Annotated in this window: 26 protein-coding genes and 2 tRNA genes; 4 read left to right on the top strand and 24 right to left on the bottom strand. The window is 40.6% G+C overall.

The genetic code is table 11. The features are described 5' to 3' along the window. Window positions 1-3: 3 nt before the first annotated feature. The 14 genes from sufC to parE all read right to left on the bottom strand — a co-directional run bounded on the left by sufC (window position 4) and on the right by parE (window position 13,809). Entirely contained in the window at window positions 4-774 is a 771-nt protein-coding gene (sufC, locus tag MK385_RS01845; protein ID WP_000114489.1) for a Fe-S cluster assembly ATPase SufC, read from the bottom strand. 149 nt (window positions 775-923) lie between these two features. Then, complete coding sequence (locus MK385_RS01840; RefSeq protein ID WP_001081604.1) at window positions 924-1,118, bottom strand: DUF3272 family protein; 195 nt, start codon at window positions 1,116-1,118, stop codon at window positions 924-926. A gap of 27 nt (window positions 1,119-1,145) precedes the next feature. Beyond that, entirely contained in the window at window positions 1,146-2,804 is a 1,659-nt protein-coding gene (gene dnaX / locus MK385_RS01835; RefSeq protein ID WP_268725132.1) for a DNA polymerase III subunit gamma/tau, read from the bottom strand. Then, on the bottom strand, window positions 2,804-3,301 hold the full coding sequence (locus MK385_RS01830; RefSeq protein ID WP_268725131.1) for a GAF domain-containing protein: 498 nt from the start codon (window positions 3,299-3,301) through the stop codon (window positions 2,804-2,806). The genes dnaX and MK385_RS01830 overlap by 1 nt, the downstream gene beginning before the upstream one ends. Before the next feature lie 82 nt (window positions 3,302-3,383). Beyond that, window positions 3,384-4,586, bottom strand: coding sequence for a 30S ribosomal protein S1 (gene rpsA, locus MK385_RS01825; RefSeq protein ID WP_001001617.1), 1,203 nt, complete (start codon window positions 4,584-4,586; stop codon window positions 3,384-3,386). 162 nt (window positions 4,587-4,748) lie between these two features. Continuing rightward, window positions 4,749-4,820, bottom strand: a tRNA-Gln gene (locus tag MK385_RS01820). Window positions 4,821-4,828: 8 nt separating this feature from the next. Next, window positions 4,829-4,909, bottom strand: a tRNA-Tyr gene (locus tag MK385_RS01815). A gap of 49 nt (window positions 4,910-4,958) precedes the next feature. Next, a complete protein-coding gene (locus tag MK385_RS01810) occupies window positions 4,959-5,189 on the bottom strand; it encodes a DUF2969 domain-containing protein (RefSeq protein ID WP_000037105.1) in 231 nt (76 codons plus the stop codon). A 111-nt stretch (window positions 5,190-5,300) separates the two neighbouring features. Further along, complete coding sequence (locus tag MK385_RS01805; RefSeq protein WP_268725130.1) at window positions 5,301-6,323, bottom strand: branched-chain amino acid aminotransferase; 1,023 nt, start codon at window positions 6,321-6,323, stop codon at window positions 5,301-5,303. 130 nt (window positions 6,324-6,453) lie between these two features. Then, the gene (parC, locus tag MK385_RS01800) at window positions 6,454-8,934 is read right to left on the bottom strand and encodes a DNA topoisomerase IV subunit A (RefSeq protein WP_268725129.1); all 2,481 of its coding nucleotides are present in this window, start codon (window positions 8,932-8,934) and stop codon (window positions 6,454-6,456) included. Between the two features lie 718 nt (window positions 8,935-9,652). Next, complete coding sequence (locus tag MK385_RS01795) at window positions 9,653-10,501, bottom strand: aminoglycoside 6-adenylyltransferase (RefSeq protein ID WP_129313087.1); 849 nt, start codon at window positions 10,499-10,501, stop codon at window positions 9,653-9,655. Continuing rightward, on the bottom strand, window positions 10,491-11,003 hold the full coding sequence (locus tag MK385_RS01790) for a hypothetical protein (RefSeq protein WP_129313160.1): 513 nt from the start codon (window positions 11,001-11,003) through the stop codon (window positions 10,491-10,493). Before MK385_RS01790 ends, MK385_RS01795 begins: the two co-directional genes overlap by 11 nt. Window positions 11,004-11,376: 373 nt before the next feature. Continuing rightward, window positions 11,377-11,853 carry a hypothetical protein gene (locus MK385_RS01785; protein ID WP_268725128.1) on the bottom strand — a complete coding sequence of 159 codons (477 nt, stop codon included), beginning with the start codon at window positions 11,851-11,853 and terminating at the stop codon, window positions 11,377-11,379. A gap of 12 nt (window positions 11,854-11,865) precedes the next feature. Continuing rightward, the gene (parE, locus tag MK385_RS01780; RefSeq protein ID WP_268725127.1) at window positions 11,866-13,809 is read right to left on the bottom strand and encodes a DNA topoisomerase IV subunit B; all 1,944 of its coding nucleotides are present in this window, start codon (window positions 13,807-13,809) and stop codon (window positions 11,866-11,868) included. A 135-nt stretch (window positions 13,810-13,944) separates the two neighbouring features. On the opposite strand from parE, the gene plsY reads away from it, so the two are divergent. Beyond that, on the top strand, window positions 13,945-14,586 hold the full coding sequence (plsY, locus tag MK385_RS01775) for a glycerol-3-phosphate 1-O-acyltransferase PlsY (protein ID WP_268725126.1): 642 nt from the start codon (window positions 13,945-13,947) through the stop codon (window positions 14,584-14,586). A 32-nt stretch (window positions 14,587-14,618) separates the two neighbouring features. Here the strand turns inward: plsY and MK385_RS01770 are convergent, their stop codons facing one another. The 9 genes from MK385_RS01770 to MK385_RS01730 form a co-directional block, all read right to left on the bottom strand. Further along, window positions 14,619-15,575, bottom strand: a complete 957-nt coding sequence (locus MK385_RS01770; RefSeq protein WP_000029132.1) for an ABC transporter permease — start codon at window positions 15,573-15,575, stop codon at window positions 14,619-14,621. Window positions 15,576-15,577: 2 nt separating this feature from the next. Beyond that, window positions 15,578-16,636 (bottom strand): ABC transporter permease, encoded by a 1,059-nt coding sequence (locus MK385_RS01765; RefSeq protein WP_000038681.1) that lies wholly within the window; start codon window positions 16,634-16,636, stop codon window positions 15,578-15,580. Then, window positions 16,629-18,164, bottom strand: a complete 1,536-nt coding sequence (locus MK385_RS01760) for an ABC transporter ATP-binding protein (protein ID WP_000929834.1) — start codon at window positions 18,162-18,164, stop codon at window positions 16,629-16,631. The genes MK385_RS01765 and MK385_RS01760 overlap by 8 nt, the downstream gene beginning before the upstream one ends. A gap of 136 nt (window positions 18,165-18,300) precedes the next feature. Then, window positions 18,301-19,356 (bottom strand): BMP family lipoprotein, encoded by a 1,056-nt coding sequence (locus MK385_RS01755; protein WP_049477645.1) that lies wholly within the window; start codon window positions 19,354-19,356, stop codon window positions 18,301-18,303. A gap of 89 nt (window positions 19,357-19,445) precedes the next feature. Continuing rightward, window positions 19,446-19,835 carry a cytidine deaminase gene (locus MK385_RS01750; RefSeq protein ID WP_268725125.1) on the bottom strand — a complete coding sequence of 130 codons (390 nt, stop codon included), beginning with the start codon at window positions 19,833-19,835 and terminating at the stop codon, window positions 19,446-19,448. Then, window positions 19,822-20,484, bottom strand: coding sequence for a deoxyribose-phosphate aldolase (gene deoC, locus MK385_RS01745; protein ID WP_268725124.1), 663 nt, complete (start codon window positions 20,482-20,484; stop codon window positions 19,822-19,824). Before deoC ends, MK385_RS01750 begins: the two co-directional genes overlap by 14 nt. A 19-nt stretch (window positions 20,485-20,503) precedes the next feature. Beyond that, window positions 20,504-21,781 (bottom strand): pyrimidine-nucleoside phosphorylase, encoded by a 1,278-nt coding sequence (locus MK385_RS01740; protein WP_268725123.1) that lies wholly within the window; start codon window positions 21,779-21,781, stop codon window positions 20,504-20,506. Next, window positions 21,778-22,368: a class I SAM-dependent methyltransferase gene (locus MK385_RS01735; protein WP_268725122.1), complete on the bottom strand. Its 591-nt coding sequence runs from the start codon at window positions 22,366-22,368 to the stop codon at window positions 21,778-21,780. The genes MK385_RS01740 and MK385_RS01735 overlap by 4 nt, the downstream gene beginning before the upstream one ends. Before the next feature lie 203 nt (window positions 22,369-22,571). Continuing rightward, window positions 22,572-22,976 carry a hypothetical protein gene (locus MK385_RS01730; protein WP_084921795.1) on the bottom strand — a complete coding sequence of 135 codons (405 nt, stop codon included), beginning with the start codon at window positions 22,974-22,976 and terminating at the stop codon, window positions 22,572-22,574. A gap of 201 nt (window positions 22,977-23,177) precedes the next feature. Here MK385_RS01730 and coaA point away from each other — a divergent pair, with 201 nt between their 5' ends. The 3 genes from coaA (at window position 23,178) to MK385_RS01715 (ending at window position 24,987) form a co-directional block, all read left to right on the top strand. Next, a complete protein-coding gene (gene coaA, locus MK385_RS01725; protein WP_268725121.1) occupies window positions 23,178-24,098 on the top strand; it encodes a type I pantothenate kinase in 921 nt (306 codons plus the stop codon). Between the two features lie 67 nt (window positions 24,099-24,165). Then, window positions 24,166-24,402, top strand: a complete 237-nt coding sequence (gene rpsT, locus MK385_RS01720) for a 30S ribosomal protein S20 (RefSeq protein ID WP_001274000.1) — start codon at window positions 24,166-24,168, stop codon at window positions 24,400-24,402. A 51-nt stretch (window positions 24,403-24,453) separates the two neighbouring features. Next, the gene (locus MK385_RS01715; protein ID WP_268725120.1) at window positions 24,454-24,987 is read left to right on the top strand and encodes a DNA topology modulation protein; all 534 of its coding nucleotides are present in this window, start codon (window positions 24,454-24,456) and stop codon (window positions 24,985-24,987) included. 178 nt (window positions 24,988-25,165) lie between these two features. On the opposite strand, the gene MK385_RS01710 is transcribed toward MK385_RS01715, so the two are convergent. Next, window positions 25,166-26,416: a DUF6287 domain-containing protein gene (locus tag MK385_RS01710; protein ID WP_268725119.1), complete on the bottom strand. Its 1,251-nt coding sequence runs from the start codon at window positions 26,414-26,416 to the stop codon at window positions 25,166-25,168. Window positions 26,417-26,459 lie beyond the last annotated feature (43 nt).

Genomic DNA, 26,459 nt, shown 5'->3' with positions numbered 1-26,459 from the left:
GAATTACAATTCTTCCTTGTAGTCGTAGCCAAGTTCTTCAGCTAATTTTGCGTATCCTTCACGTTCCAAACGGGCAGCCAATTCTGGGCCACCAGAAAGAACCACACGACCTTCCATCATCACGTGTACCACGTCTGGTGTGATGTAGTTCAAGAGACGTTGGTAGTGAGTGATGATCATGGCACCAAAGCCTTCACCACGCATAGCATTCACACCTTTCGATACAACTTTAAGGGCATCAATATCAAGACCTGAGTCAATCTCATCCAAAAGGGCAAAAGTTGGTTCTAACATCAAGAGTTGAAGAATTTCATTACGTTTTTTCTCACCACCAGAGAAGCCTTCGTTGAGGTAACGCTCTGCCATTTCTTCTTTCATGTTGAGCAATTCCATTTTCTCGTCTAGTTTAGTGATAAACTCACGAACTGAAATCTTTTCATCATCTTCTTTACCAGCATTCATGGCTGCACGAAGAAACTCTGCGTTAGTAATTCCTGGAATTTCAGATGGGTATTGCATAGCAAGGAAAAGTCCCATACGTGCACGCTCGTCCACTTCCAATTCAAGGATATTTACACCATCAAACAAGACCTCACCTTTGGTAACCTCATAGTTAGGGTTTCCCATGATAGCTGCAGAAAGAGTCGATTTACCAGTACCATTTGGTCCCATAATGGCTGCGATTTCTCCTGTTTTCAGAGTCAGATTGACTCCTTTCAAAATTTCTTTTCCTTCAATCTCAACGTGAAGATCTTTGATCTCTAATACTGACATGATAGTTCCTTTCTTTTTCAAACATTTTGCTCAATACTTTAGGAAATTGCTTACAATCCCTAAAAAATAGGACAAAAGGTCAATAAATATACTCTACTAGTATAACAAAAAAAAGCCTAAAAGGCTTTGATTTTGTCTAGAAGCTGGGGCTAATCCTTGCGGTTTAGGTGCTGATCAATAGCGTCTACAATTTTTCCCATCAGGTAACTTAACCTAAAGTTTCGAAAGAGTAAAATCGCCCAAAAAGCTGCCATAACGTAGCGACCAGTCATCAAGGATTCATTGAAGAAATAAGTCTCAGCAGCCGTGAATAACGCTATTATGATAAATTGTTGTCTATTCATAAGATTATTGTATCATGAAATCTATTTTTAGTCTTCTTCAACCATGACTTTATCAGCTAGAAATTCGAATCCTTCTGGAATCAAGCTCTCTTCTTCCACCTCTTGGTCAGCTTGAGGAGACTTGTTTTTAGCTGAAAATGCAGCCCGAACCTCTTTCCATTCCTCTAGGGAAATAGCCAGAATCTCAGGTGAAAATCCAGCCGCTTGGCTGAGAATGTTGCCGAACATGGTATTGAGGTTATCCCGTTTCATGGTTTGACCAGCATTGAAATTAGACTCAAAGGCTAAAATAGCATGGTGTTCATTGGCCGCAACTGGTTGAGAACCTACGAGAAGGGCCTTATCAGGTCCAGCTAAACTTTCAATCACTTCTCCCCATGCATTCTGGAGGCGAATCAAGTTTTGCCGTGCCAAATCAGGATTCTCTACAGCTTCTTGTAGGATAGCCTGAACCTTATTACGGTCTACTCGATAGACTGTCTTGGAAGTTGCTGGACGACTAGGAACTGGCGCCACTTGTTTAGGCACCGTTTCAACATTGGCAAGTTCTTGTTTAAGACGAGCTACTTCCTGTCTCAGTGCAGAAATCTCACTTTCGACAGCTTCTGAAAGCACTGGTTCGGGCTTAATCTCAGCTAAACGAATGGTCATCATCTCAGCATAAATCTTAGGTTGTAGGCTTGCTTTCATATCTGCCAAGCTCACAGTCGCTATTCGAATCATTTCAAAGAGACTTTCCTGAGAAAGAGCTAGATTGTCCATAAAAACTGGACTATGATGAGTATTTTCACCACCTGTCTGAACAACCAGTAGATCCCGCAAATACTGCAAGAGATCCGTCACAAAACGAGTCATGCTCTTGCCATTTTCAAACAAAAGATTCAAAGAATCGAGTGCTTTGGGGACATCCTGTTGGGCCAAAGCGGCCACATAGTCATCTAGAGCTGATAGACTAATAGTGCCTGTAATCTCCTCAGAAATAGCTGTCGTTAAAGCATTCCCTTGCGTCAAACTCAAGGCTTGGTCCAGAATAGACAAGGCATCCCGCATCCCACCTTCAGCCCGTCTAGCAATGATTTCCACAGCCTCTGGTTCAGAACTAATATTTTCTTTTTCTAAAATATGATGAATATGTGCCGTGATATCTTGAGTTCGAATCGATTTAAACTCAAAACGTTGGACACGCGATAAAATAGTTGCTGGAATTTTGTGCAATTCGGTGGTCGCCAAGATAAAGACAACATTCTGAGTTGGTTCTTCAAGGGTCTTCAAAAGCGCATTAAAAGCTCCTGTAGACAACATATGAACCTCGTCTATGATATAGACCTTATACCGTGCTAAACTAGGAGCGTAAGTAGATTTATCACGAATTTCACGGATCTCATCGACTCCGTTATTCGAAGCCGCATCCATTTCGATAACATCTTCTAGGCTACCTTCTGTCACTGCCTGACAGATATAACAGTTATTACATGGTTCTCCGTCTACCTGGTTTGGACAGTTCATAGCCTTGGCAAAAATCTTGGCTACACTGGTTTTCCCAGTTCCACGAGGGCCCGAGAAAAGATAAGCGTGACTAATCTTTTCCTGCTCAACCGCTTGTTTTAGGGTTTTAGCTACAACCTCTTGACCTACCAGTTGTGAAAAAGTCTGGCTTCTATATTTTCGATAAAGTGCTTGATACATTAGGCTTTCTCCTCAAACATCGTAAAGTCCCATTCTGTCTTCTCAAGCAAAATAGCGACAAATTGTTCCAAGTAATCACGGTCAATGGCATTGTAATCATCAATAAGTGAAGAATCCAAGTCTAAGACACCCAGCAATCGACCATTCTTGAGCATGGGAACCACGATTTCACTCTTGGCCATACTATCACAAGAAATGTAGTTTGGATAGGTGCTCACATCGCCAACCAAAACAGTCTCTTGAAACGCAGCAGCTTCTCCACACACGCCTTTTCCAAGCGGGATGCGAATGCAAGAAACCCCACCCTGAAAAGGTCCTAAAACCAACTCGCTACCATCAAACAGATAAAATCCTGCAAATACAGTATTGGGAAAGCGAGATTTTAGGAGGGCACTAGCATTCGAAAGATTGGCAAGAACATTGCTCTCACCTTCAAGTAAATAAGAGAGTTCCTCATTTAACAATTGATATTGTGATTGTTTTTCTGAATCTAACATAGAACTATTATATCAAAAATGAGAAAGAGACAAAAGAAAAATCCCTTGTTTTAAACAAAGGATTTTGTGATTATCAATTTGATTAAAGTTCGATATCACCGAACAAGTCAGCCATTGAGAATCCTGTTTGTGTTTCTGGAAGTTCGAAATCACGTTTTTCTTGACGTTTTGGACGACGTGGACGAGCAGCACGTTTTTCTTCTTTTTGTCCTTCTTCTTGAGCTGGACGCTCTTCAAGAGCTTTGATAGAAAGTGATACACGTTCTGCGTCAGCGTTAACATCAAGGACTTTAACAGTAACTTCTTGACCAACAGTAAGTGCTTCTTTTGGATTTTCGATACGTTTGTGTGAAATTTGTGATACGTGAACAAGTCCATCGATACCTGGCAATACTTCAACAAATGCACCGAAGTCAGTCAAACGTTTAACTGTTCCTTCTACTACATCACCTTTAGCCAATTTTTGTTCAACGCCATCCCATGGTCCAGGTGTTGTTGCTTTAAGTGAAAGTGATACGCGTCCTTCTTCTTCGTTAAGATCAAGGATCTTCACTTCGATTTCTTCACCAACAGTTACAACTGATTTAGGTGATACATTACGTTCGTGTGACAATTCAGTCAAGTGAACCAATCCATCAACACCACCAAGGTCGATGAAAGCACCAAAGCTAGTGATACGAGCAACTTTACCAGTTACGACATCACCGACAGCTAATTTACCGAATACTTCAGCACGAGCTGCTGCAGTAGCTGCTTCAACAACTTCACGACGTGAAAGGATGAAGCGGTTTTCTTTAGGATCAACTTCCTTGATTTTAGCATCAAATTCTTGACCTACGAAACGCTCAGTGTTACGTACGAAACGAGTATCCAACATTGAAGCTGGGATAAATCCACGAACACCTTCAAATTCTACTGAAAGTCCACCTTTAACGGCACGAGTTCCTTTAACAGTAACAACTTCTTCTTCGCGTCCAACAAGTTTGTCCCATGCTTTGCGAGCTTCAAGGCGTTTTTTAGATACAAGGTATGTAACTGTATCAGTATCTTTACCAACTACTTGACGAAGTACAAGAACATCCAATACTTCTCCTACTTTCACAAAGTCATTGATATCTGCATCGCGATCGTTTGTCAATTCGCGAAGAGTCAAGACACCTTCAACACCAGTCCCAGAGATTGCAACGTTAGCTTGAGTCGCATCAACTGTCAATACTTCAGCACTAACAACATCACCAGGCTCAACTTGGCTAACGCTATTTAGCAAATCTTCAAATTCGTTCATCTAAAAAATCCTCCAACAATCAAGTTTTTCCAAACTTGACATACTTATAATTTTTTTCCTAAGCACCCGCAAAGACATGTTCATATCGTTCACGTCTTTCAATTATAAAAATAAAATACCCTAAGATATTTTTCTTTTTATCTTGAATTTATTACCTAAGAACTGGGGTAGCTGGATTCGAACCAACGCATGAGGGAGTCAAAGTCCCTTGCCTTACCGCTTGGCTATACCCCATTGATAAATGGAGAGAGAGGGATTCGAACCCCCGAACCCGAAGGAGCGGATTTACAGTCCGCCGCGTTTAGCCTCTTCGCTATCTCTCCAATGTTTAACGAGAACTATTATATCATGAAATTTTCAATAAAACAAGTATTATTTTGTCAAATTATAGTTTTCAATCAAAATTTCCACAGCTTTTTCAAGTTTTTTATAAAAACTATCGACATTTCCATTCTTTATGATAGCAAATTGGTTATCTAATTCGGCAATTTCTCCAATGACCTTTTTCCCGATCGTCAAAACGTATCCCTCATAGCTGTCTTTTCCAACAGTCACTTTTGCATCTGTTAATTGGATTTCAATTTTCTTATCTTTTTTACTCATACTGTACCTCTTTTCACTTTTTCTATTGTACAAGAAAATGCTGAAACTAGCAAGAAAAAACTCCATTTCAGCCCTATAACTGCTATGGAGTTCTTCTTTATTTCCTGTCATTTAGTTCACTTTGACAATCCATCCCTCTGGTGCTTCAACATCACCGAATTGGATACCAGTTAATTCGTCATAGAGTTTTCGTGTAACAGGACCTACTTCTGTTTCGCTATAGAAAACATGGAAATCATCGCCGTGTTGGATGCCTCCAATTGGAGAAATAACTGCTGCTGTACCGCAGGCACCTGCCTCTACAAAACGATCCAAATTATCGATTGGGACATCGCCTTCAATCGGAGTCAAGCCCAAGCGGTGTTCTGCCAAGTAAAGCAAAGAATACTTGGTAATAGATGGCAAGATAGATGGACTCAAGGGCGTAACAAATTCATCGTCTGCCGTGATTCCAAAGAAGTTGGCTGATCCGACTTCTTCAATCTTTGTATGTGTAGATGGGTCTAAGTAGATAACATCTGAAAATTGGCGTGACTTGGCCATTTTACCTGGAAGGAGACTAGCAGCATAGTTCCCACCTACCTTAGCTGCTCCAGTACCATTTGGAGCTGCTCGGTCGTATTCATCCTGAATCAAGAAGTTAGTTGGGACTAAACCGCCTTTGAAGTAGTTGCCAACCGGCATAGCAAAGATGGTGAAAATATACTCTTCTGCTGGTTTAACCCCAATAATATCCCCAACACCAATCAACAGTGGACGAAGATAAAGGGTTCCACCTGTTCCATATGGTGGTACGTATTCTTCATTTGAACGCACAACTGCTTTACAAGCTTCTACAAACATTTCTGTCGGAACTTGTGGCATCAAAAGACGGTCGCAGGTACGTTGCAAACGCTTGGCATTTTCGTCAGGACGGAACAATTGAACACTGCCATCCTTGGTACGATAGGCTTTCAAACCTTCAAATGCCTGCTGTCCATAGTGGAGACTTGGAGAAGACTCTGAAATATGCAAGGTTGCATCCTCTGTCAATTCTCCCTGATCCCATTGACCATTTCTGTAGTGAGCGATATAACGGTAAGGTAATTTCATATATGCAAAGCCAAGGTTTTCCCAATCAATTGCAACTGTCATGTGTTTCTCCTTTATACTATACAAACTATGTGTTCTATTCTACACTTTTCTAGTAAAATTTCAAGTATTATTTGTAATTTTCTGAAAATTTTTTCAACATAAAGAAATCAGCCCTCTTGGCTGATTCTTTTTAAGGATTGGATTTGTCCTCTTTAAAGACTTCTTTAAGGTAAGCATCGAAAACTTCTTCATCTGAAATGGTATCTGAGATAAAGCTTCCATTGCTAGTACGTTCTGACAAGTTGAGGTCTTGCAATCGACTCTCATAGATTGTTCCCTTGTTAGATTGGACAAATAACGTTTGGTCGTTTTCTTCTACTACTGTACTAAAGAGATCACCAACGAATCCTTGCTCTGAAACTGCTCCAGCCAAGAAGACACGGTGCGGTTTGTTTTTCAACTCACGCAAGACTTGTAGGCCTCGTTTGGCACGGCTGGTCGCTGGAATTTCCTCACAAGAGACACGTTTCAAGCTACCACGTTGGGTCAAGAGGTAGAAGGATGAAGTGTTACAGATAAAGGCCGCTTGTAAAACATCGTCAGCTTTCAAGTTCATGGCTTTGACACCCGCAGCCTTGGCACCGACAACCGGTACCTCTTCAATATTGAAACGAAGGGCGTAACCGTTTTGGCTAATCAAGAGTACATCATCCAGTTTAATCGGAGCCACTGCTACAATCTGATCTGTCTCGTCTTTGAGCTTAGCATACTTGACAGACTTAGACTTGTAGGTCCGCCATGGAGAGAATTCTTTGCGTTCTACGCGTTTGATTTGGCCGAGACGAGTAGCTGCAAAGTAGGTTGTCGCATCATCAAACTGATCTACCACTTCAACATAAAGGATTTCTTCGTTCGTTTCGAAGTTTGTAATGGTCTGGCTCAGATGCTCTCCGATATCTTTCCAGCGAATATCTGCCAATTCATGGATTGGTCGATAGATGACATTTCCAAGAGTTGTAAACATCAAAAGATGCTGGGTTGTCTTGGCAGCTTGCACAAAGATCAAACGATCATCATCACGTTTGCCAATTTCTTCCAGAGTGGATGCCGCAAAGGAACGTGGGCTAGTACGTTTGATATAACCTGCCTTGGTTACGCTGACATAAGTATCTTCCTCGGCAATCAAACTAGCTGTATCAATCTCGATTGCTTTCGCAGTGTCTTCTAAAGTACTCAAACGTGGAGTCGCAAATTTCTTCTTGACCTCACGGAGTTCTTTCTTCATGAGATTATACATGGTCCGTTCATCACCGATGATAGCAGCCAGCATGGCAATCTTTTCACGAAGCTCTGCTTCTTCTTCCTGCAAGACAACCACGTCTGTATTGGTTAAACGGTAAAGTTGTAAGGTCACGATGGCTTCAGCCTGCTCTTCTGTAAACTCATAGCTGACCTTGAGGTTTTCCTTGGCGTCAACCTTGTTCTCAGAGGCACGGATAAGGGCAATGACTTCGTCCAAAATTGAAATTACGCGAATTAAACCTTCAACGATGTGAAGACGCTTCTCAGCCTTTTCCTTATCAAAGCGGGAACGAGCCAAAATCACTTCACGACGGTGGGCGATATAGCTAGACAGGATTGGGACAATTCCAACTTGACGAGGAGTGAAATTATCAATCGCCACCATGTTGAAGTTGTAATTGATTTGCAAGTCGGTGTATTTGAAGAGATAGTTGAGTACAAGCTCGGTATTCGCGTCTTTTTTAAGTTCAATAGCGATACGAAGACCGTCACGGTCAGACTCGTCACGAACCTCAGCAATACCAGCTACCTTGTTATTGACACGAACATCATCAATTTTCTTGACTAGATTAGCCTTATTGATTTCATAAGGAATCTCAGTGATAACGATTTGTTCCTTACCACCTTTTAGCTTTTCAATCTCAGTCTTGGAACGAACAACCACGCGCCCTTTTCCAGTTTCATAGGCCTTCTTGATTTCGTCACGGCCTTGGATAATCCCTCCAGTCGGGAAGTCTGGTCCAGGCAAGAATTCCATCAGCTTATCCACCTTGGCAGTTGGGTGGTCAATCATGTAGACTGTCGCATCGATAACCTCAGCTAAATTATGTGGAGGAATATCTGTGGCATAACCAGCCGAAATCCCAGTCGAACCATTAACCAAAAGGTTTGGAAAGGCTGCTGGCAGGACTGTCGGCTCTTTCTCGGTATCGTCAAAGTTCCATGCAAAAGGAACTGTCTTCTTTTCGATATCCTGAAGAAGATAACCAGCAATCTCAGACAAACGAGCCTCGGTATAACGCATAGCCGCAGGCGGATCTCCGTCCATAGAACCGTTATTACCGTGCATTTCAACTAGAATCTCACGGTTCTTCCAGTCCTGAGACATACGAACCATAGCATCATAGATAGAAGAATCCCCGTGTGGGTGAAAATTCCCCATGATGTTACCGACAGACTTGGCCGACTTACGGTAGCTCTTGTCAAAGGTATTTCCATCCTTATTCATAGAATAAAGAATACGGCGCTGAACCGGCTTCAATCCATCCCGAATGTCTGGCAAAGCCCGGTCTTGAATGATGTATTTGGAGTAGCGACCAAAGCGCTCTCCCATGATGTCCTCCAGGGACATGTTTTGAATGTTAGACATAGGATACTAAGCCCGTAAAATGCAAAGTGAAAATAGGAAATTATTGCAGTGAGCGATGCTCACAAGAGAATTTATATTTTTCACACAGCATTTAGGGCGTGTTCAACTCCTTTCAAAGAATGTAGAGTGGTTTTTACATTAAAATTGGTATTAAGAAAAATATTTTTAGATACTATTTAAGTCATTCACAAACACTTATTTAGATTAAGCAAAGGCAACTATTTCCTATGGATTATTCTTTCTTCTTTGAAGTGTGTACAAATATTGACAAGGTAAATAAGAAACTATAGCAGTTGATATCAGCAAGATATTAAACATAAACTTTTGCCCTCGAAATAGCTCCTCCCAATGCATTGTATTAAGATAATGAAAAATTAAACCGAATAAATAACAGAAACTTACAGGGAAGACTCTCCACTTGATTGATTTGTATAAATAATATAAGCGTATTGAGTGATAGAGTGTGGAAGAAATAAGCATAGGTAAACAAAAAGAAATTAGAAAGAAAGAAAATCTTAAAGCATCATCAAAAAGCTCTGTGCGATCTATTGAAATAAGCCAAATATTACACATCGTTATAATAATCGGGAAAAATAATCCGTACACCCTTTTATGTAACTTATTTCTTTTGATAGCTAGAAATATAGAGGACACCAATACTAAAATTTGTACTCCTGGGAATCCCATAAAAAATGTAGCAAATACATAATCTAACATACTAGTTCAACCTCTCCTCAGCATACTCGATCATCTTCTCAGCTACTTCTTTATCGTAGTCAAATCCCACCTTTTGAGCAAGAATATGAGCTTCTCTGTGGAAGAGATTCATTGTGGAGAAGAGGGATTGAGTGATTTTCTCTACACTTGAAAAATCAAGCAGATTTGAGAATTCCTTCTCCTTCTCTGCAGGTAAATACTGAAAAAGATACTTGTAGTTCTTGCCAATATCAATCGTCCCCTTATCTGCTGCAACTCGCCAAGCCAAGACCTTCAAGAGTTCTTGTTGACAAATTCCGTAGAGATGATCCGTGGCATAGATGGCTTGCTTGCGACAGATCCCTTTAACCACGTAGGCTGACACCCACCAAAATTCATTGCAGGCTTTGTCAAACTCTATTGCACTAGCTGGGCTTGTCAAGTAACGTTGAGGATTTGGAGAATAGGGCACAAACAAGCCTTTCTCATCTTTCAAAACTGTATAATCAGCTTCACTATCCACCCACTCTTGAATATATTCCGTAGGACAGAGGGTCAAATCAATACGATTTCCATCTTCAAATAGCATAAGATAAAGTCGACGGTTGCCTAGGACATTATGCTGCTCAATGATACGAGTGCCAAACTGGTCTAACCAAGAAAGGTCACTCGTCAGATTATCTAAGTCGTCCACGACATAAACAACATCATAGTCTTGAAACTCGTCTTTTGGTGCTTTTGTATCAGTTCGTGAACCGGACATGGCGACAGCCTCGACTTTTAGACTTTTTGCGGTTTGTAAAATTAATCTCAGCATTTGCGCTTCACTTCTATGTTGTCTGCACATATCTTTTATAGAATTATTTTTCATTGCCGTCTTGCTCCTCTTGTTTTTGGATGCCTCGTATTCTTTTCATCTCAAGTTCTCCTACTATCAATTGGATAGTTGAACAAATCCCCAAAACGATTAAAATAAAATAAAACAAATTCATATCGTTTCTATGATATATTTGAAAGCTTCTCCATAATACAAAAGTATTTACTAATGAAAGAAGGAAAAGTAAAATAGCATTGAATAGGAGTGTTATAGCAAACTTACTCTTAAAATACCTATAATGTTTTCCAATCCGATAGAGGGTATATAGTGAGAAAACAATCATCAAAGGTGTGAAGGCAAGTGCATAAAATAAGATAAACCCTATTCCTGAGTATGGTTTACTTTCCATTGGTAGATCTAATAAACAGATACCAATAGTGAGGATGTTCAATATAAACAAGGATACTGTGCGAGCACACTCTTTTCTACCTTTATTGGTCATTAAATCATATATAATTCCAAAAATGGCCAAGAGAACAAGGAAAAAAGGCATCATTAATAACGTAATCAATCCAGCACCTCCAATAGTTTTAGCGATTGTTTACCTACAAAAGATAATCATCACCTTTACTTGAACTTTACAACTCCCCTGTCTGGTATAGGTTATACTCTTAAAGAAACGGGTCTGAGTAAGGTCATCCATCAGATTATTGAGGAGGAGATACTTGAGTTCTTACCAGCGTCAACTTTTAAAGTTTTAACTGTTCCTAAAATCAGTCCAAGTATTTCCTGATCTGTTCTCATATTTCACTTCTTCATCACTTAGAGCTGTTTGAAATTGTTTTTCATTATAAATCGTAAACCATTTGCCATCTCTGACATAATCTAAGCAATTAATCACTATTCCCTACCAAAAAGTATTCTGTGTCTTACTGATTTCGTTTGGTGTAATGGAGATAGAGAGGAGGAAGATAGGAAACTAGAATCATCAAAATCATTACCAAGAATGTCCACAGATGGATCTGAACTAAATTTACCACATACCATCCCAGAATACCTACAGATAGGGGGCCTAAAACATAGGATAGGAAAATCAAAAAAGCCTTCCACCGTTTCTCCGGATAGACGTAACACAATCGAATCAGTGTGTAGACTAAGGCTCCCGCTATCAAAGGAAAACCAATAAAAAGCATAATAGCAGACGCCACCAAAGCACTGGATTCTGAGGAATCCATATTGAATAAAAGCATCAAGATCATAAACAAGGTAAATACAATCGGTGCATATAAACCTTGGAAACTTTTTTTTCGACTGTTAATGTAGAATGCAAGAATAGCCGAGGGTAAAGAAACTAAGAAAACCAAACCCAAGTAACTACCAAAAATCGAATATCCTGAATCAACCATTATTCATGCCCCTTAAAACACAGTCGCTTCCTCAAGCGTAAACTTGACATTATCCTCAATCCACTTACGACGTGGTTCGACCTTATCTCCCATGAGGACATTAACGCGACGTTCTGCGCGTGCTAGGTCTTCAATCGTGACACGGATAAGAGTGCGGGTTTCTGGATTCATGGTTGTTTCCCAGAGTTGGTCCGCATTCATCTCTCCTAGACCTTTGTAGCGTTGAAGGGTAGCGCCTTTACCAAACTGCTTGCGGAGTTCTTCTAGCTCTCCGTCCGTCCAAGCATAAGCTACTTCTTCTTTCTTGCCTTTGCCTTTGGACATCTTGTAAAGAGGCGGAAGGGCGATATAGACATGTCCTGCCTCGACTAGTGGACGCATATAGCGGTAGAAAAAGGTTAAGAGCAAGGTCTGAATGTGGGCACCATCAGTATCCGCATCGGTCATGATAATGATCTTGTCATAGTTAGCATCTTCAATAGAGAAGTCTGCTCCCACACCCGCGCCGATAGTATAAATCATGGTGTTGATTTCCTCATTTTTGAGGATATCTGCCATCTTGGCCTTGGCTGTATTGATAACCTTACCACGAAGAGGCAAGATAGCTTGAAATTTACGGTCACGACCTTGTTTAGCCGAACCACCGGCAGAATCACCCTCGACCAGATAGAGTTCATTCTTGGCAGGGTTTTTGGACTGGGCTGGAGTCAATTTACCAGACAACAAGCCCTTGTCTTTCTTGTTTTTCTTACCATTTCGGCTCTCATCACGCGCTTTGCGGGCCGCCTCGCGCGCATCACGGGCCTTGATAGCCTTACGAATGAGATTGGAAGCTAGTTCTCCATTTTCCATGAGGAAGAAGGTTAACTTATCAGCCACAATACCATCCACAACTGGACGAGCTAGTGGACTGCCTAGTTTGTCCTTGGTCTGACCTTCAAACTGCAAATGTTCTTCAGGAACAAGGATAGAAAGAACGGCCGCTAGTCCCTCACGATAGTCTGAACCTTCAAGATTTTTATCTTTTTCCTTGAGAAGACCTGTCTTACGCGCATAGTCATTCATAACCTTAGTAATGGCAGACTTGAGTCCTGTCTCATGCGTCCCACCGTCTTTGGTGCGAACGTTATTGACAAAGGATAGAATGTTGTCTGAAAATCCATCATTATACTGGAGGGCTACTTCCACTTGGAAACCATTGTCTTCCCCTTCGAAGTAAAGAACAGGCGTCAAGGTTTCCTTGTCTTCATTGAGGTAAGAAACAAAGTCTTGTACCCCGTTCTCATAATGGAACTCGATTGCTTCATCTGTTCGTTTGTCTGTCAAAGACAAGGTGACATTTTTTAAGAGAAAGGCTGACTCATTGAGTCGTTCTGAAATGGTATTGTACTTGAAGTCAGTCGTAGAAAAAATCGTCGCGTCAGGCATGAAGGTGACCTTGGTACCTGTCTTAGACTTGGGTGCTGTCCCAACCTTTTGAAGAGTTGTTACTGGCTTACCACCATTTTCAAAACGTTGCTTGTAGGCTGTACCGTCACGAGTAATTTCAACTTCTAGCCAACTAGAAAGGGCATTAACGACTGAAGATCCCACTCCGTGGAGACCACCTGATGTCTTATAACCACCTTGACCGAATTTTCCTCCAGCGTGGAGAATGGTAAAGATAACTTCAACAGTTGGAATTCCCATGGCGTGCATCCCGGTTGGCATCCCACGACCATGGTCTTGAACAGTTAGACTGCCGTCCTTATTGATGGTCACATCAATGCGGTCACCAAATCCAGACAAGGCTTCATCGACTGCATTATCCACAATTTCCCAGACTAGGTGATGGAGACCAGCACCGTCAGTCGATCCAATATACATCCCCGGACGTTTACGGACCGCATCCAACCCTTCTAGCACCTGAATGGCGTCATCATTGTAGTTATTAATATTGATTTCCTTTTTTGACACAAGGAACCTCCTATTTGTTCATCTTTTCTATTTTACAGGTTTTCTAGCGATTTTGCAAAGCTTTTCCCTTTCAGCTGTCACAATTTCACAGGATATTCTCTGACTTTCTATACCATTTCATGGTATAATAGGTCTATGATGACATTTGTATTATTAATTTTAGCTTATCTGCTAGGTTCGATTCCATCTGGTCTTTGGATTGGACAAATCTTCTTTCAAACAAATCTGCGTGAACATGGTTCTGGAAACACCGGAACAACCAATACTTTCCGAATTTTGGGTAAAAAAGCGGGTATGGCAACCTTTGTGATTGACTTCTTTAAAGGAACCTTAGCCACTCTCCTTCCAATCCTTTTCCACCTACAAGGTGTATCACCTCTCGTCTTTGGTCTTTTGGCCGTAATTGGACATACCTTTCCTATCTTTGCAGGATTTAAAGGTGGTAAGGCTGTCGCAACCAGTGCTGGAGTGATTTTCGGATTTGCGCCTGTTTTCTGTCTCTATCTAGCAATCGTATTCTTTGGAAGCCTCTATCTAGGTAGTATGATTTCACTGTCTAGCGTTACTGCTTCTATCGCAGCCGTTATCGGAGTTCTCCTATTTCCACTATTTGGATTTATCCTGAGCAGCTATGACCCTCTCTTCATTTTGATTATCCTAGCACTTGCTAGCTTGATTATCATTCGTCACAAGGATAATATCGCACGCATCAAAAATAAATCTGAAAATCTCGTTCCTTGGGGACTGAACCTAACCCATCAAAATCCTAATAAATAAAACGCCAGTTGAACTGACGTTTTTTTGTATGCTTATTTTGACTTGATGTAGTTGATACCGTCTGCCTTAGGTGCAACTGCTTTTCCAAAGAAGGCTGCTAAGACAAGAATGGTCAAGACATAAGGCGCGATTTGAAGGTAAACCGCTGGCACTCCTTGTAGGAAAGGTAATTGAGAACCAATAACTGCCAAACTTTGTGAAAGTCCAAAGAAAAGACTAGAAAGCATAGCACCGATTGGGTTCCATTTACCAAAGATCATTGCCGCAAGAGCGATAAATCCAGGACCGACAATAGTTGTCACTGAGAAGTTGACAGAAATGGATTGAGCATAAATCGCTCCCCCAATTCCACCAAGGAAACCTGAAATAACAACCCCGAGATATCGCATCTTGTAGACATTGATCCCCAAGGTATCCGCTGCTTGAGGGTGTTCACCAACAGAGCGAAGACGAAGACCAAAACGTGTCTTAAAGAGAATAAACCAAGCAAGGAAAGAGAAGGCAATCGCGATATAACCTAGTAGACTGGTTGACTTGAAGAAGATATCTCCAATCACTGGGATATCAGCCAAAACTGGGAAATCAAAACGTCCAAAAGTTTGGCTTAAGTTATCCGTTTGTCCTTTGTTATAAAGAACTTTAACCAAGAAAACTGCTAGGGCAGGAGCCATCAAGTTCAATACTGTACCACTGACAACATGGTCCGCACGGAAATGAACTGTAGCGACTGCATGGATGAGAGAGAAAATAGCTCCCACGATACCAGCAACTAACAAGGAAATCCAAGGAGTCGCTGCTCCAAGTTGTTCTGCAAATTCAAGGTTAAAGACAACCCCAGAAAAAGCTCCCATAACCATAATTCCTTCAAGACCAACGTTAACGACACCACCACGTTCAGAGAAAACTCCTCCGATACTCGTAAAAATAAGTGGTGCTGAGTAAATCAGCATAGAAGAGACCAAGAGGGTGAGTAATGTTGTAATAGACATCCTTACTTACCTCCTTTAACTTGTTTTTTAGGTTTGACAAAGCGTTCGATAATGTAGTGAACGCTGACAAAGAAGATAATAGACGCTGTTACAATGCTGACAAGCTCAGACGGAACTTGCGCTGCGTTCATACCCGGTGCTCCTACTTGCAAAACTCCAAATAAGAAGGCTGCAAAGAGAATTCCAATTGGTGAATTTCCAGCAAGCAAACTAACTGCCATCCCGTTAAATCCGATAGCTAATGATGATCCCTGAACGTAAACGTTTTGGAAGGTACCAAGACCTTCGACCGCTCCACCAAGACCAGCCAGAGCACCAGAGATAATCATTGATAGAATGATTGTACGTTTTGCTGAAATACCAGCGTACTCTGAAGCATGAGGATTGAGACCAACTGCACGAATTTCAAAACCGAGAGTCGTTTTCTTGAGCAAGAACCAAATCACAGCTACAGCAATGATTGCAAAGAAGATTCCGATATTCATACGGGAATTTCCAGTCAACTCTGATAACCATGGTGTCTGGTATGTGGCGTTGGCACTAACACGAATCGTTGAGTCTGTACTTTGCATAATATCTTTAGGAAAGGCATGAATAAAGGCATTTCCCACATACAATACAATGTAGTTCATCATGATGGTCACGATAACCTCTGACGTACCGAGATAGGCTCTAAGGATCCCTGGAATCGCACCAACGATTCCACCTGCAATCAAAGCAATGATCACTGTTAATGGAATCAAAACGAGACGAGGCATATCTGGATTTGACAAGGCAAACCAACCACTGAGGATCCAACCCGCAAGAGCCTGACCAGGAAGTCCGACGTTGAAGAAACCTGCTCGACTGGCAACTGCGAAACCAAGACCTATCAAGACAAGAGGACCCATGGCACGGAAAATTTCTCCAATTCCACGGAGGCTACCAAAAGCTGTATAGAACAACTCCTCATAGCCCCAGATAGCATCATATCCGAAGATCCACATGACAATGGCTCCGAGCAAGATTCCTAAGAATACGGAAATCAAGGGAACCGAAATTTGTTGTAATTTTTTAGACATCACTCTTCTCCTTTCCCAAGTTTCCACCTGCCATCAAGACACCAAGTTCTTGTTTGTTAGTTGTTTCTGGCGATACAATACCTTGAATCTTACCATCGTGAATAACAGCAATTCGGTCTGAGACATTTAAAATCTCATCCAATTCAAAGCTGACAACAAGGACAGCCTTACCGTTATCACGCTCTTCAATCAAACGTTTGTGGATATATTCAATGGCACCGACATCCAAACCACGAGTTGGTTGGCTGACGATAAGGAGATCAGGATCACGATCAATCTCACGAGCGATAATCGCTTTTTGTTGATTTCCTCCTGAAAGAGCTGCTGCTGGAACAAATTCGCTTGCCGCACGGACGTCAAATTCTTCCATTAATTTCTTAGCATGTGAAGTGATATTGGCATAGTTCAAGATGCCATTTTTGCTGAGTGGTTCTTTGTAGTAGGTTTGAAGAGCGATATTTTCAGAAATCATCATCTCCAAAATCAAGCCATCACGGTGACGGTCCTCTGGAACGTGGCCCACGCTTAGTTCAGTAATTTGTCGAGGATGCATCCCCACGATTGATTTGCCTTTTAATTCAACGCTACCTGACTCAACCTTACGAAGGCCTGTAATGGCTTGAATGAGTTCAGATTGACCATTGCCATCAATCCCTGCAATACCAACAATTTCACCAGCACGAACATCCAAAGAAAGATTCTTCACAGCTGGTACACCGCGGTTTTCATTGACAACCAAGTCCTTGATAGACAAGACCACTTCTTTTGGTTGTGGTGCCTGTTTTTCCGTTTTAAAGGAGACTGAGCGTCCAACCATCATTTCTGCCAAGTCCGCATTTGTTGCCCCTGCGATTTCAACTGTCTGGATTGATTTCCCACGACGGATAACCGTGACTCGATTGGATACCGCACGAATCTCATCCAGTTTATGGGTAATCAAAATGATAGACTTCCCTTCTTTGACAAGGTTTTTCATGATTGCCATCAACTCATCAATCTCTGAAGGAGTCAATACGGCTGTAGGTTCGTCAAAGATAAGGATATCAGCACCACGATAGAGTGTTTTCAAGATCTCTACACGTTGTTGGGCACCAACGGAAATATCCGCCACCTTAGCAGCTGGATCCACTGCCAAACCATAACGTTCAGAAAGAGCCTTGATTTCTTTAGTAGCACCAGCTATATCTAGAACACCATTTTTAGTGATTTCACTCCCTAAAATGATATTCTCAGCTACTGTAAAAGCTTCAACCAACATGAAATGTTGGTGAACCATCCCAATTCCAAGACCAGCGGCTTTAGATGGTGAGTCTAGTTTTACAACCTGACCATTCACCACAATTTCACCACTCGTTGGTTCAAGAAGTCCTGCCAGCATATTCATCAGAGTGGATTTACCCGCTCCATTTTCTCCTAAAAGTGCATGGATTTCACCTTTTCGCAGTTGCAAGTTGATTTTGTCGTTTGCTACAAATTCACCAAACACCTTGGTAATATCCCGCATCTCAATGACATTTTCGTGTGCCATATGCTCTTCCTTTCAGAGGTTTATTTTATTTCAATAAAACCTGCTAATCACATTAACAAGCTCTATTGAGACAAAAATTGCCTCAATTCTTAAAGAAGCGACCAATGGCCGCTTCCTAAGAAATGACTTTTATCCATTATTTTTCAGGAACTTTTACGCTTCCGTCAAGGATCTTAGCTTTTGCATCTTCAACAGCTTTTTTACCTTCTTCTGAAAGGTTTGTTACTGCTAGCTCAACCCCTTTATCTTTCAATGAGTAAACAATCACTTGTCCACCAGGGAATTCACCTTTTTCTGTTTTGTTGGCAATATCTTTTACAGTTGTACCAACTTGTTTCAATGTAGATACAAGAACGAAGTTAGATTCTTTACCATCTTTAGAAGTGTATTTACCTTCTGCTGCTTGGTCACGGTCTACACCGATAACCCAAACTTTTTCGTCTTCATTTTTGTTTTCGTTCAATGATTTTGCTTCAGCAAAGACACCAGCACCTGTACCACCAGCTGCTTGGTAGACAACGTCTGCACCGGCAGCGTATTGAGCTGCTGCAATTGTTTTACCTTTGGCAGCATCACCAAATGAACCAGCGTAGTCAACTTGGACTTTGATAGATGGGTCTACTGACTCAACACCAGCTTTGAATCCAGCTGCAAAACGTGAAATAACTTCAGATTCGATACCACCTACAAAACCAACTTGTTTTGTTTTCGTAGTTTTCGCTGCTGCAACACCAGCAAGGTAAGCTGCTTCATTATCTGCAAATCTTACGCTCGCAACATTCTTTTGACCTTCAATCACATCATCAATCAAGACATAGTTTAGGTCAGAGTGGTCTTTTGCTGCTTCCTCAACTGCATTGTGAAGGGCAAAACCAACACCGAAGATCAGGTTGTAACTTCCAGCCGCTTGTTGCAAGTTGTTAGCATAGTCTGCTTCGCTTGTTGATTGGAAGTAAGTGTAACCTTTATCTTTAGAAAGATTGTGTTCTTTACCCCAGTCTTGCAAACCTTCCCAAGCTGATTGGTTAAATGATTTATCATCAACACCACCAGTATCTGTTACGATTGCTGCTTTGGTCTTCATTTCTGATGAAGATGAAGCGGCGTTACGAGAAGAGCGGTTACCACATGCAGCAAGTCCAACTGCTGCTACTGCAACTAGACCAAGGCCTAGCCATTGTTTCTTGTTCATTACTGAACCTCCTAAATAAGATGTGCAACGATGTTGCAAGTATGGATTGGTTGGCCACAAGGACCGCGTCACTCAGAGAGTGACTCAGACTAATTTAAGTCTGTAAATGAGTATGGAAGTAACTCCCCGACCGTCATCTCGACCGTCGATTTATCTTTAGCGACTAAAGTCACTTTTAGATCTTGTTCAAAAAATTCAACCATGACCTGGCGGCAAGCACCACATGGCGAGATAGGTTTTTCAGTTTGTCCGTAGACAATCAATTCTGAAAACTCCCGTTGCCCCTCCGAAACTGCTTTAAAAATAGCAGTACGTTCTCCACAATTAGTCAAGGGATAGCTAGCATTCTCGATGTTCACACCCGTATAAATACTACCATCATTGGCTACTAAAACAGCACCTATGGGAAAATGAGAATAGGGGACATAGGCTTGTTTGCTGGTTTCAATTGCTAGTTCAATTAACTCAGTAGTCGCCATCTGCCAATTCTCCTTTTAAAATCGCAACGCCAGCAGATGTTCCGATACGGGTAGCACCTGCTTCCACAAAAGCGACAGCATCTGCATATGAACGAGCTCCACCAGCCGCCTTAACTCCCATATCTGGCCCGACTGTTTCACGCATCAACTGAACATCCTCAATAGTGGCACCACCTGTTGAAAATCCAGTTGATGTTTTGACAAAGTCAGCGCCTGCTTTCTGGGATAATTGGCAGGCCACAACCTTTTCATCGTCTGTCAACAAGCAAGCTTCAATAATGACCTTAACCAACTTGTCACCACTTGCTTCTACGACAGCACGGATGTCCGATTCAACTAAATCTAGATTGCCTGATTTTAGGGCACCAACATTGATAACCATATCAATCTCATCCGCACCGTTTTGAACAGCTTCTTTTGTTTCAAAAGCTTTCACAGCTGAAGTTGTTGCTCCCAAAGGAAAACCTATTACTGTACAAACCTTTACATCTGAGCCTTCAAGCCCTGTTTTCGCATGTTTCACCCATGTGGGATTGACACAAACGCTGGCAAAGTCATACTCACGCGCTTCAGATAGCAAACGATCAATTTGTTCTTGACTTGCATCTTGCTTTAAAAGCGTATGATCAATATATTTATTTAACTTCATATTCGGATTCTCCCTGGTTTTATGAGATAATTTCTATAATTTCTCGTAAACTTTGCACTCCATCATTTATTTTAACATATTTTTGAAATTCTGTAACTAGTTCAGAAGAAATTTTTCCATTTGTATAAACTTTTGCAACAATTTCACCCTTTTGAACGGAGTCTCCAACTTTCTTTTCAAAAACAATCCCTGTTTCATAGTCCAAGTCATCAGACTTGATTGCACGACCAGCTCCTAGTCTCATGGCATAGAGCCCAAATTCCATTGCAGGAAGAGCTGAAATAACACCTGTATCTTGAGCTGGAATTTCCACCACATGGGCAACTTTGACTGGACGATAAAGATCTTCTAAATCGCCGCCTTGTGCTGCTACCATTTCTTCAAACTTAGCCAGCGCTTGGCCATTTTCCAGGTGTTGACGGATTTCCTTGATCGTTTTCTCAACATCAGCCAAGCCAAGCATAATCTGAGCCAATTCACAGATAAAGTGGGTAATATCCTGACGGCCTTTCCCTTGTAAAATCTCCAATGCCTCAAGGATTTCGAGACGATTGCCAATGGCTCTTCCCAAGGGCTGACTCATATCGGTAATGACTGCTACTGTTTTTCGACCAACAGCCTTACCAAGATCCACCATGGTTTGAGCTAATTCGCGCGCCTCATCAACCGTCTTCATGAAGGCACCCTCACCGACCGTTACGTCTAGCAAAATGGCATCCGCTCCTGCAGCAATTTTCTTGCTCATAACAGAACTAGCAATCAAAGGAATCGTGTCGACAGTTGCGGTCACATCTCGGAGGGCATAGAGAAGTTTGTCTGCTTTAACCAACTGATCGGACTGCCCAATGACAGATACACCAATATCCTGTACCTGACGAATGAAATCCTCTTGACTTCGCTCGACTTGGTAGCCCTTAATGGACTCCAATTTATCAATTGTTCCACCAGTATGGCCTAGACCACGACCACTCATCTTAGCAACGGGCACTCCGAAACTCGCAACAAGGGGAGCCAAGATTAAAGTCACCTTATCACCTACACCACCAGTCGAATGCTTATCAACTTTAACCCCATCAATAGCTGACAAGTCAAACTCCTGACCTGTCTTGACCATATTCATCGTTAGATCAGAAATCTCACGTGTGGTCATTCCTTTAAAATAAACAGCCATAGCAAAAGCAGACATCTGATAGTCTGGAACAGTTCCAGCCACATAGCCTTCTACCAACCATTTGATTTCAGCCGTAGTCAGTTCTTGACCATCTCGTTTCTTTTGAATTAAATCAACTGCTCTCATTCTTTCACACTTCTAAGGATATAATATCCCTTATCTTTCTTTACGATTTCACAATTTCCAAAAACGTCTTCCATCTTACTTTTAGCACTTGGAGCTCCTTGTTTTTTCTGAATGACGATGGTTAAATCTCCTCTGTCTTTCAAGAAATCTCTGCTCTTTTCGATAATCTCATGAACAACCTGTTTGCCCGCTCGAATCGGCGGATTGGAAATAACATGGTCAAACTTCCCTTCAACTTGTTCATAGATATTGGATTGGAAAATCGTTGCTTCTACTTTATTACGTTCAGCATTTTGTTGCGCTAAGTCCAAGGCACGATTATTGATATCTACCATGGTTGCCTGAACTCCATAAGCCTTGGCCAATGACAAGCCCAATGGCCCATAACCACAACCCACATCAAGGACCGTCTCTCCTTCATTTACCTCTAGACACTTGAGCAAGAGCTGACTCCCAAAATCAACCATTTTCTTGCTAAAAACACCCGCATCCGTCAAAAAGGTCATGTTTTCTCCCAACAACTCCACTCTCAACTCATGAATGTCGTGAGCAGCATCAGGATTTTCTGCATAATACATTTTACTCATAAAACTATTTTACCATAATTTGGCTTGAATTGTAAATCGTTTACAAAGTGATGACAAAATGAAAAAGACTGAAGAAACCAAGTCAAAAAGACCTTTTCTTCAATCTCTTTCAATTATTAGAAATACATTACAATCTATCGGGAACTACAAATTATCATAGTCAGGAAAAAACAGATCGCCTGTAATCAAGCGCATTTTTATCACTATTGCTTAACCTTAAAATACTTGATTAGCAACAAGATTCCCAATATGATGTTTAGATAAAAACCCAACTGATAAGTTTGTGTCAAGATTTCCAAACTTGTCCAAAGTCGTATCAAATCTTCTAGTGACATACGGAATAGATATCCTTCTGTAGCAATCCACAAAATCAAAAATAGATAACTACCAGCAGCAAGCCATTTCGTCCACTGCTTTTTTACTAGCCAGGCAATCAAGAGCGAACAGATAAAGACAGCTGTTACAAGGAGATGATCCATTAAGAAGGTAAAACCGTAATAGGTTTCTACAAAGCGTCTACCATTATCCGCATTCGCTCCCCTTATAAAAGGTAAGGCAAAACTTAAAATAAAACAGAGTTCCAATATATAACTTTTTAAGATTTTCATGACACACCTCCTATAAGTTGTGAACCAAAAAGCCCACTTTCAATAACTGATAAGTCTTCAGAAACCATTCTCTATCTCATCATTAAATTATTCAACCTCCATCTACCTCTATTATACGATATTGACTTACTACCATCAAGAAACCGCTTTATCTTTTTAGCTTTTTATGGTATGATAAACAAAATATCTAGGGGAAAACAAATGACCAACGAATTTTTACATTTTGAAAAAATCAGTCGCCAGACTTGGCAATCATTGCATCGCAAAACAACCCCTCCCTTGACAGAGGAAGAGTTAGAATCCATCAAGAGTTTCAATGACCAGATTAGTCTACAGGACGTAACAGATGTCTATCTTCCCCTAGTTCATCTTATCCATATTTACAAGCGCACCAAGGATGATTTGGCATTTTCAAAAGGAATTTTTCTTCAACGCGAAAGTAAATCTCAGCCTTTTATTATTGGGGTTTCTGGAAGTGTTGCTGTGGGGAAATCGACTACTAGTCGCTTACTTCAGATTCTTCTATCACGTACTCTACCGGATGCTACTGTAGAGCTAGTGACAACTGACGGTTTTCTCTATCCCAATCAAACCTTGATGGACCAAGATATCTTAAATCGCAAAGGTTTTCCTGAAAGTTATGATATGGAAGTCTTGCTGAATTTTCTTGATCGCCTAAAAAATGGCCAAGATGTCGATATTCCTGTCTATTCTCATGAAGTGTATGACATCGTTCCTGGAGAGAAACAATGTGTCAAAGCTGCTGATTTTGTCATTGTCGAGGGGATTAATGTCTTTCAAAATCCTCAAAATGAGCGCCTTTACATCACTGATTTCTTTGATTTCTCCATCTATGTGGATGCTGCTGTCGAGGATATTGAAAGCTGGTATCTGGATCGTTTCTTAAAACTACTCAGCTTTGCCCAAAATGATCCCAACAACTACTACCACCGTTTTACGCAAATGCCAATTGGAGAAGTTGAAGCCTTTGCACATCAGGTTTGGACCAGTATTAATCTCACAAATCTACAAAACTATATCGAACCGACAAGGAATCGCGCCGAGGTTATTCTCCACAAGACTAAAAACCATGAAATCGATGAAATTTACCTAAAAAAATAATTTCCCCTTGTCAAAACATAAGTTTTCAGATATAATAGTATAGTTAGTAAATATGGAGGTAAGAACATTGGCAAACATTAAATCAGCTATCAAACGCGCTGAATTGAACGTTAAACAAAACGAAAAAAACTCAGCTCAAAAATCAGCTATGCGTACTGCTATCAAAGCTTTCGAAGCAAACCCTTCTGAAGAACTTTTCCGTGCTGCTAGCTCAGCTATCGACAAAGCAGAAACTAAAGGTTTGATTCATAAAAACAAAGCAAGCCGTGATAAAGCTCGTCTTTCAGCTAAACTTGCTAAATAAGAAACAGTCCATAGAGGCTGTTTTTTTGTCCTCAATAAGGAAAAGTAGAAAATGAAAATAGCAATCATCGGATATTCTGGAGCCGGCAAGTCAACTCTAACTGAAAAGTTGTCAAACTACTACTCTATCCCAAAACTGCATATGGATACACTCCAATTTCAACCTGGTTGGCAAGACAGTGACCGTGATTGGATGAAAGCCGAGATGAAAAACTTCCTCACTAAATATAAATCTTGGGTCATAGATGGAAACTACTCTTGGTGCTGCTATGAAGAAAGAATTCAGGAAGCTAACCAAATCATCTTTCTCAACTTTTCCCCATGGGCTTGTCTCTTTCGAGCCTTTAAACGGTATCTCACATACCGAGGAAAGGTCCGAGAAAGTATGGCTGCAGGTTGCCCCGAGCGCTTTGACTGGGAATTTATCAGATGGATTCTCTGGGATGGGCGGACAAAGAATGCTAAAGAACGCTATCAACGGGTTCAAGAAACCTATCCAGAGAAAGTAATTGTCCTCCGGTCGCAAAAGGAGATGGACCACTTCTTAGAAAATCTCGTACAAAACAAGAAAAACCAACGCGCCTAACGTTGGTTTTTTGCTATTACCCAATCACACTTCCGTTTGGTACAGCTGGATCAACTGTGAGAAGGATTAATTGTCCATCATGTTCAGCTGAGAGGAGTACATCAGAATAAGTATTTCATAAAATTATTAAACTCGAAAAAAAGCTCAAATGCTATCTGATTACTGAACATTTCACCTACTAATGAGAATCACTTGACTTTACTCTATAATAATAAAAATCTTTATCATAATTTCCAGCTGATTGACTAACAATTAAGCGTGGCCGTGAAATATCTGATTGGTCACCCATTGGGTTTTTAAATCCTATTTTAAACAATCCTATAGCTGCGCTCGTAGGACCACTTTGTAAACTAACATATGGAACACTGCTCTTCTTAGATGAATCTTCTATTACTTTAATCCTATTTCCATTCCCTGTTGTTCCATCAGGATTAATTATCAATTCCTTACCACGACCATTCCTCCATGTTCCAACAAGTGTTGAAATATCACCATTTTCAATCGCTTCAATATCTAGATCGGCTTCTGAAATTGAATTTTTTTGGTAAATTTCCCACCAACCCACTTTATATGGTCTAAGATAGCTTTTTCCATAAAGAATTCTATTTTCTTGAAATTTTCCATTATCTGGTCCAGTTTCATTAGCAGGGATAAATGTTAACACTAACTCTTGCCCAATAATTGCATTTTTATTATCCCCTAAAAAATAGACCTCATAATAGCCATTATTTTTCTTCGGTTTTTTACTTTTATCTAGCTTGAATTGAGCATGTGTAGAACCGCTCCAAAAAATCCAGTTTCCCTCTTGATTATATAATTTTGGGAAGATTGAAGTTTTATCTTCAAAAAAATCTTCAGGACTGTACCCATACAAATTAAAATTTGATTCCGCTATTTCTTTTTCTAAATCGTCATTAGAGTATGTCCCTTCAAAAGAGCTTAAATCTCCTTGAAGAATATTATCCTTACTATTTTTAAAATAATCACTCCTACTAGCAAATACCATCTCATGATTCTTATTTCCGTCAGATAAGGTGATTACCTTTAAAATTTTAGATGAATCATCTACATTATTAACTGAAATAGATATTTTAAAATCCTTGTTTCCGTCTGACTTATTAAATTCTGTAACAGAAGAACTATCGTTGTCATCTTCCTTCCAATCTGTAGAAAAGTCTCCAAATACATTACCTTCGTCTGTATTATATAAAATTCTCCAATTTTGACCATTCTTAACAACAGTAGCTTTCTCACCTGTAGAAGAAATATAATCACCTGAAATGTCCAAAACATCTGATTTTATGACTTTAGTAGTAGTTGATTGCACATCTTGTTTTTTACTTTCTTTACGATTTATAAATAAAGAAAATAAAAGAAAAATAACAAGTAGTAAAATAATACCCAAATAAAGAATAGTATTTTTCTTCATTCCCAATCTCCCAAATATTATTTATATTAGTAAAAAAACAGTT

Source organism: Streptococcus oralis, assembly GCF_026782125.1.
Classification (GTDB): domain Bacteria; phylum Bacillota; class Bacilli; order Lactobacillales; family Streptococcaceae; genus Streptococcus; species Streptococcus oralis_CE.
This window is presented reverse-complemented; position numbering and strand designations above follow the sequence as displayed.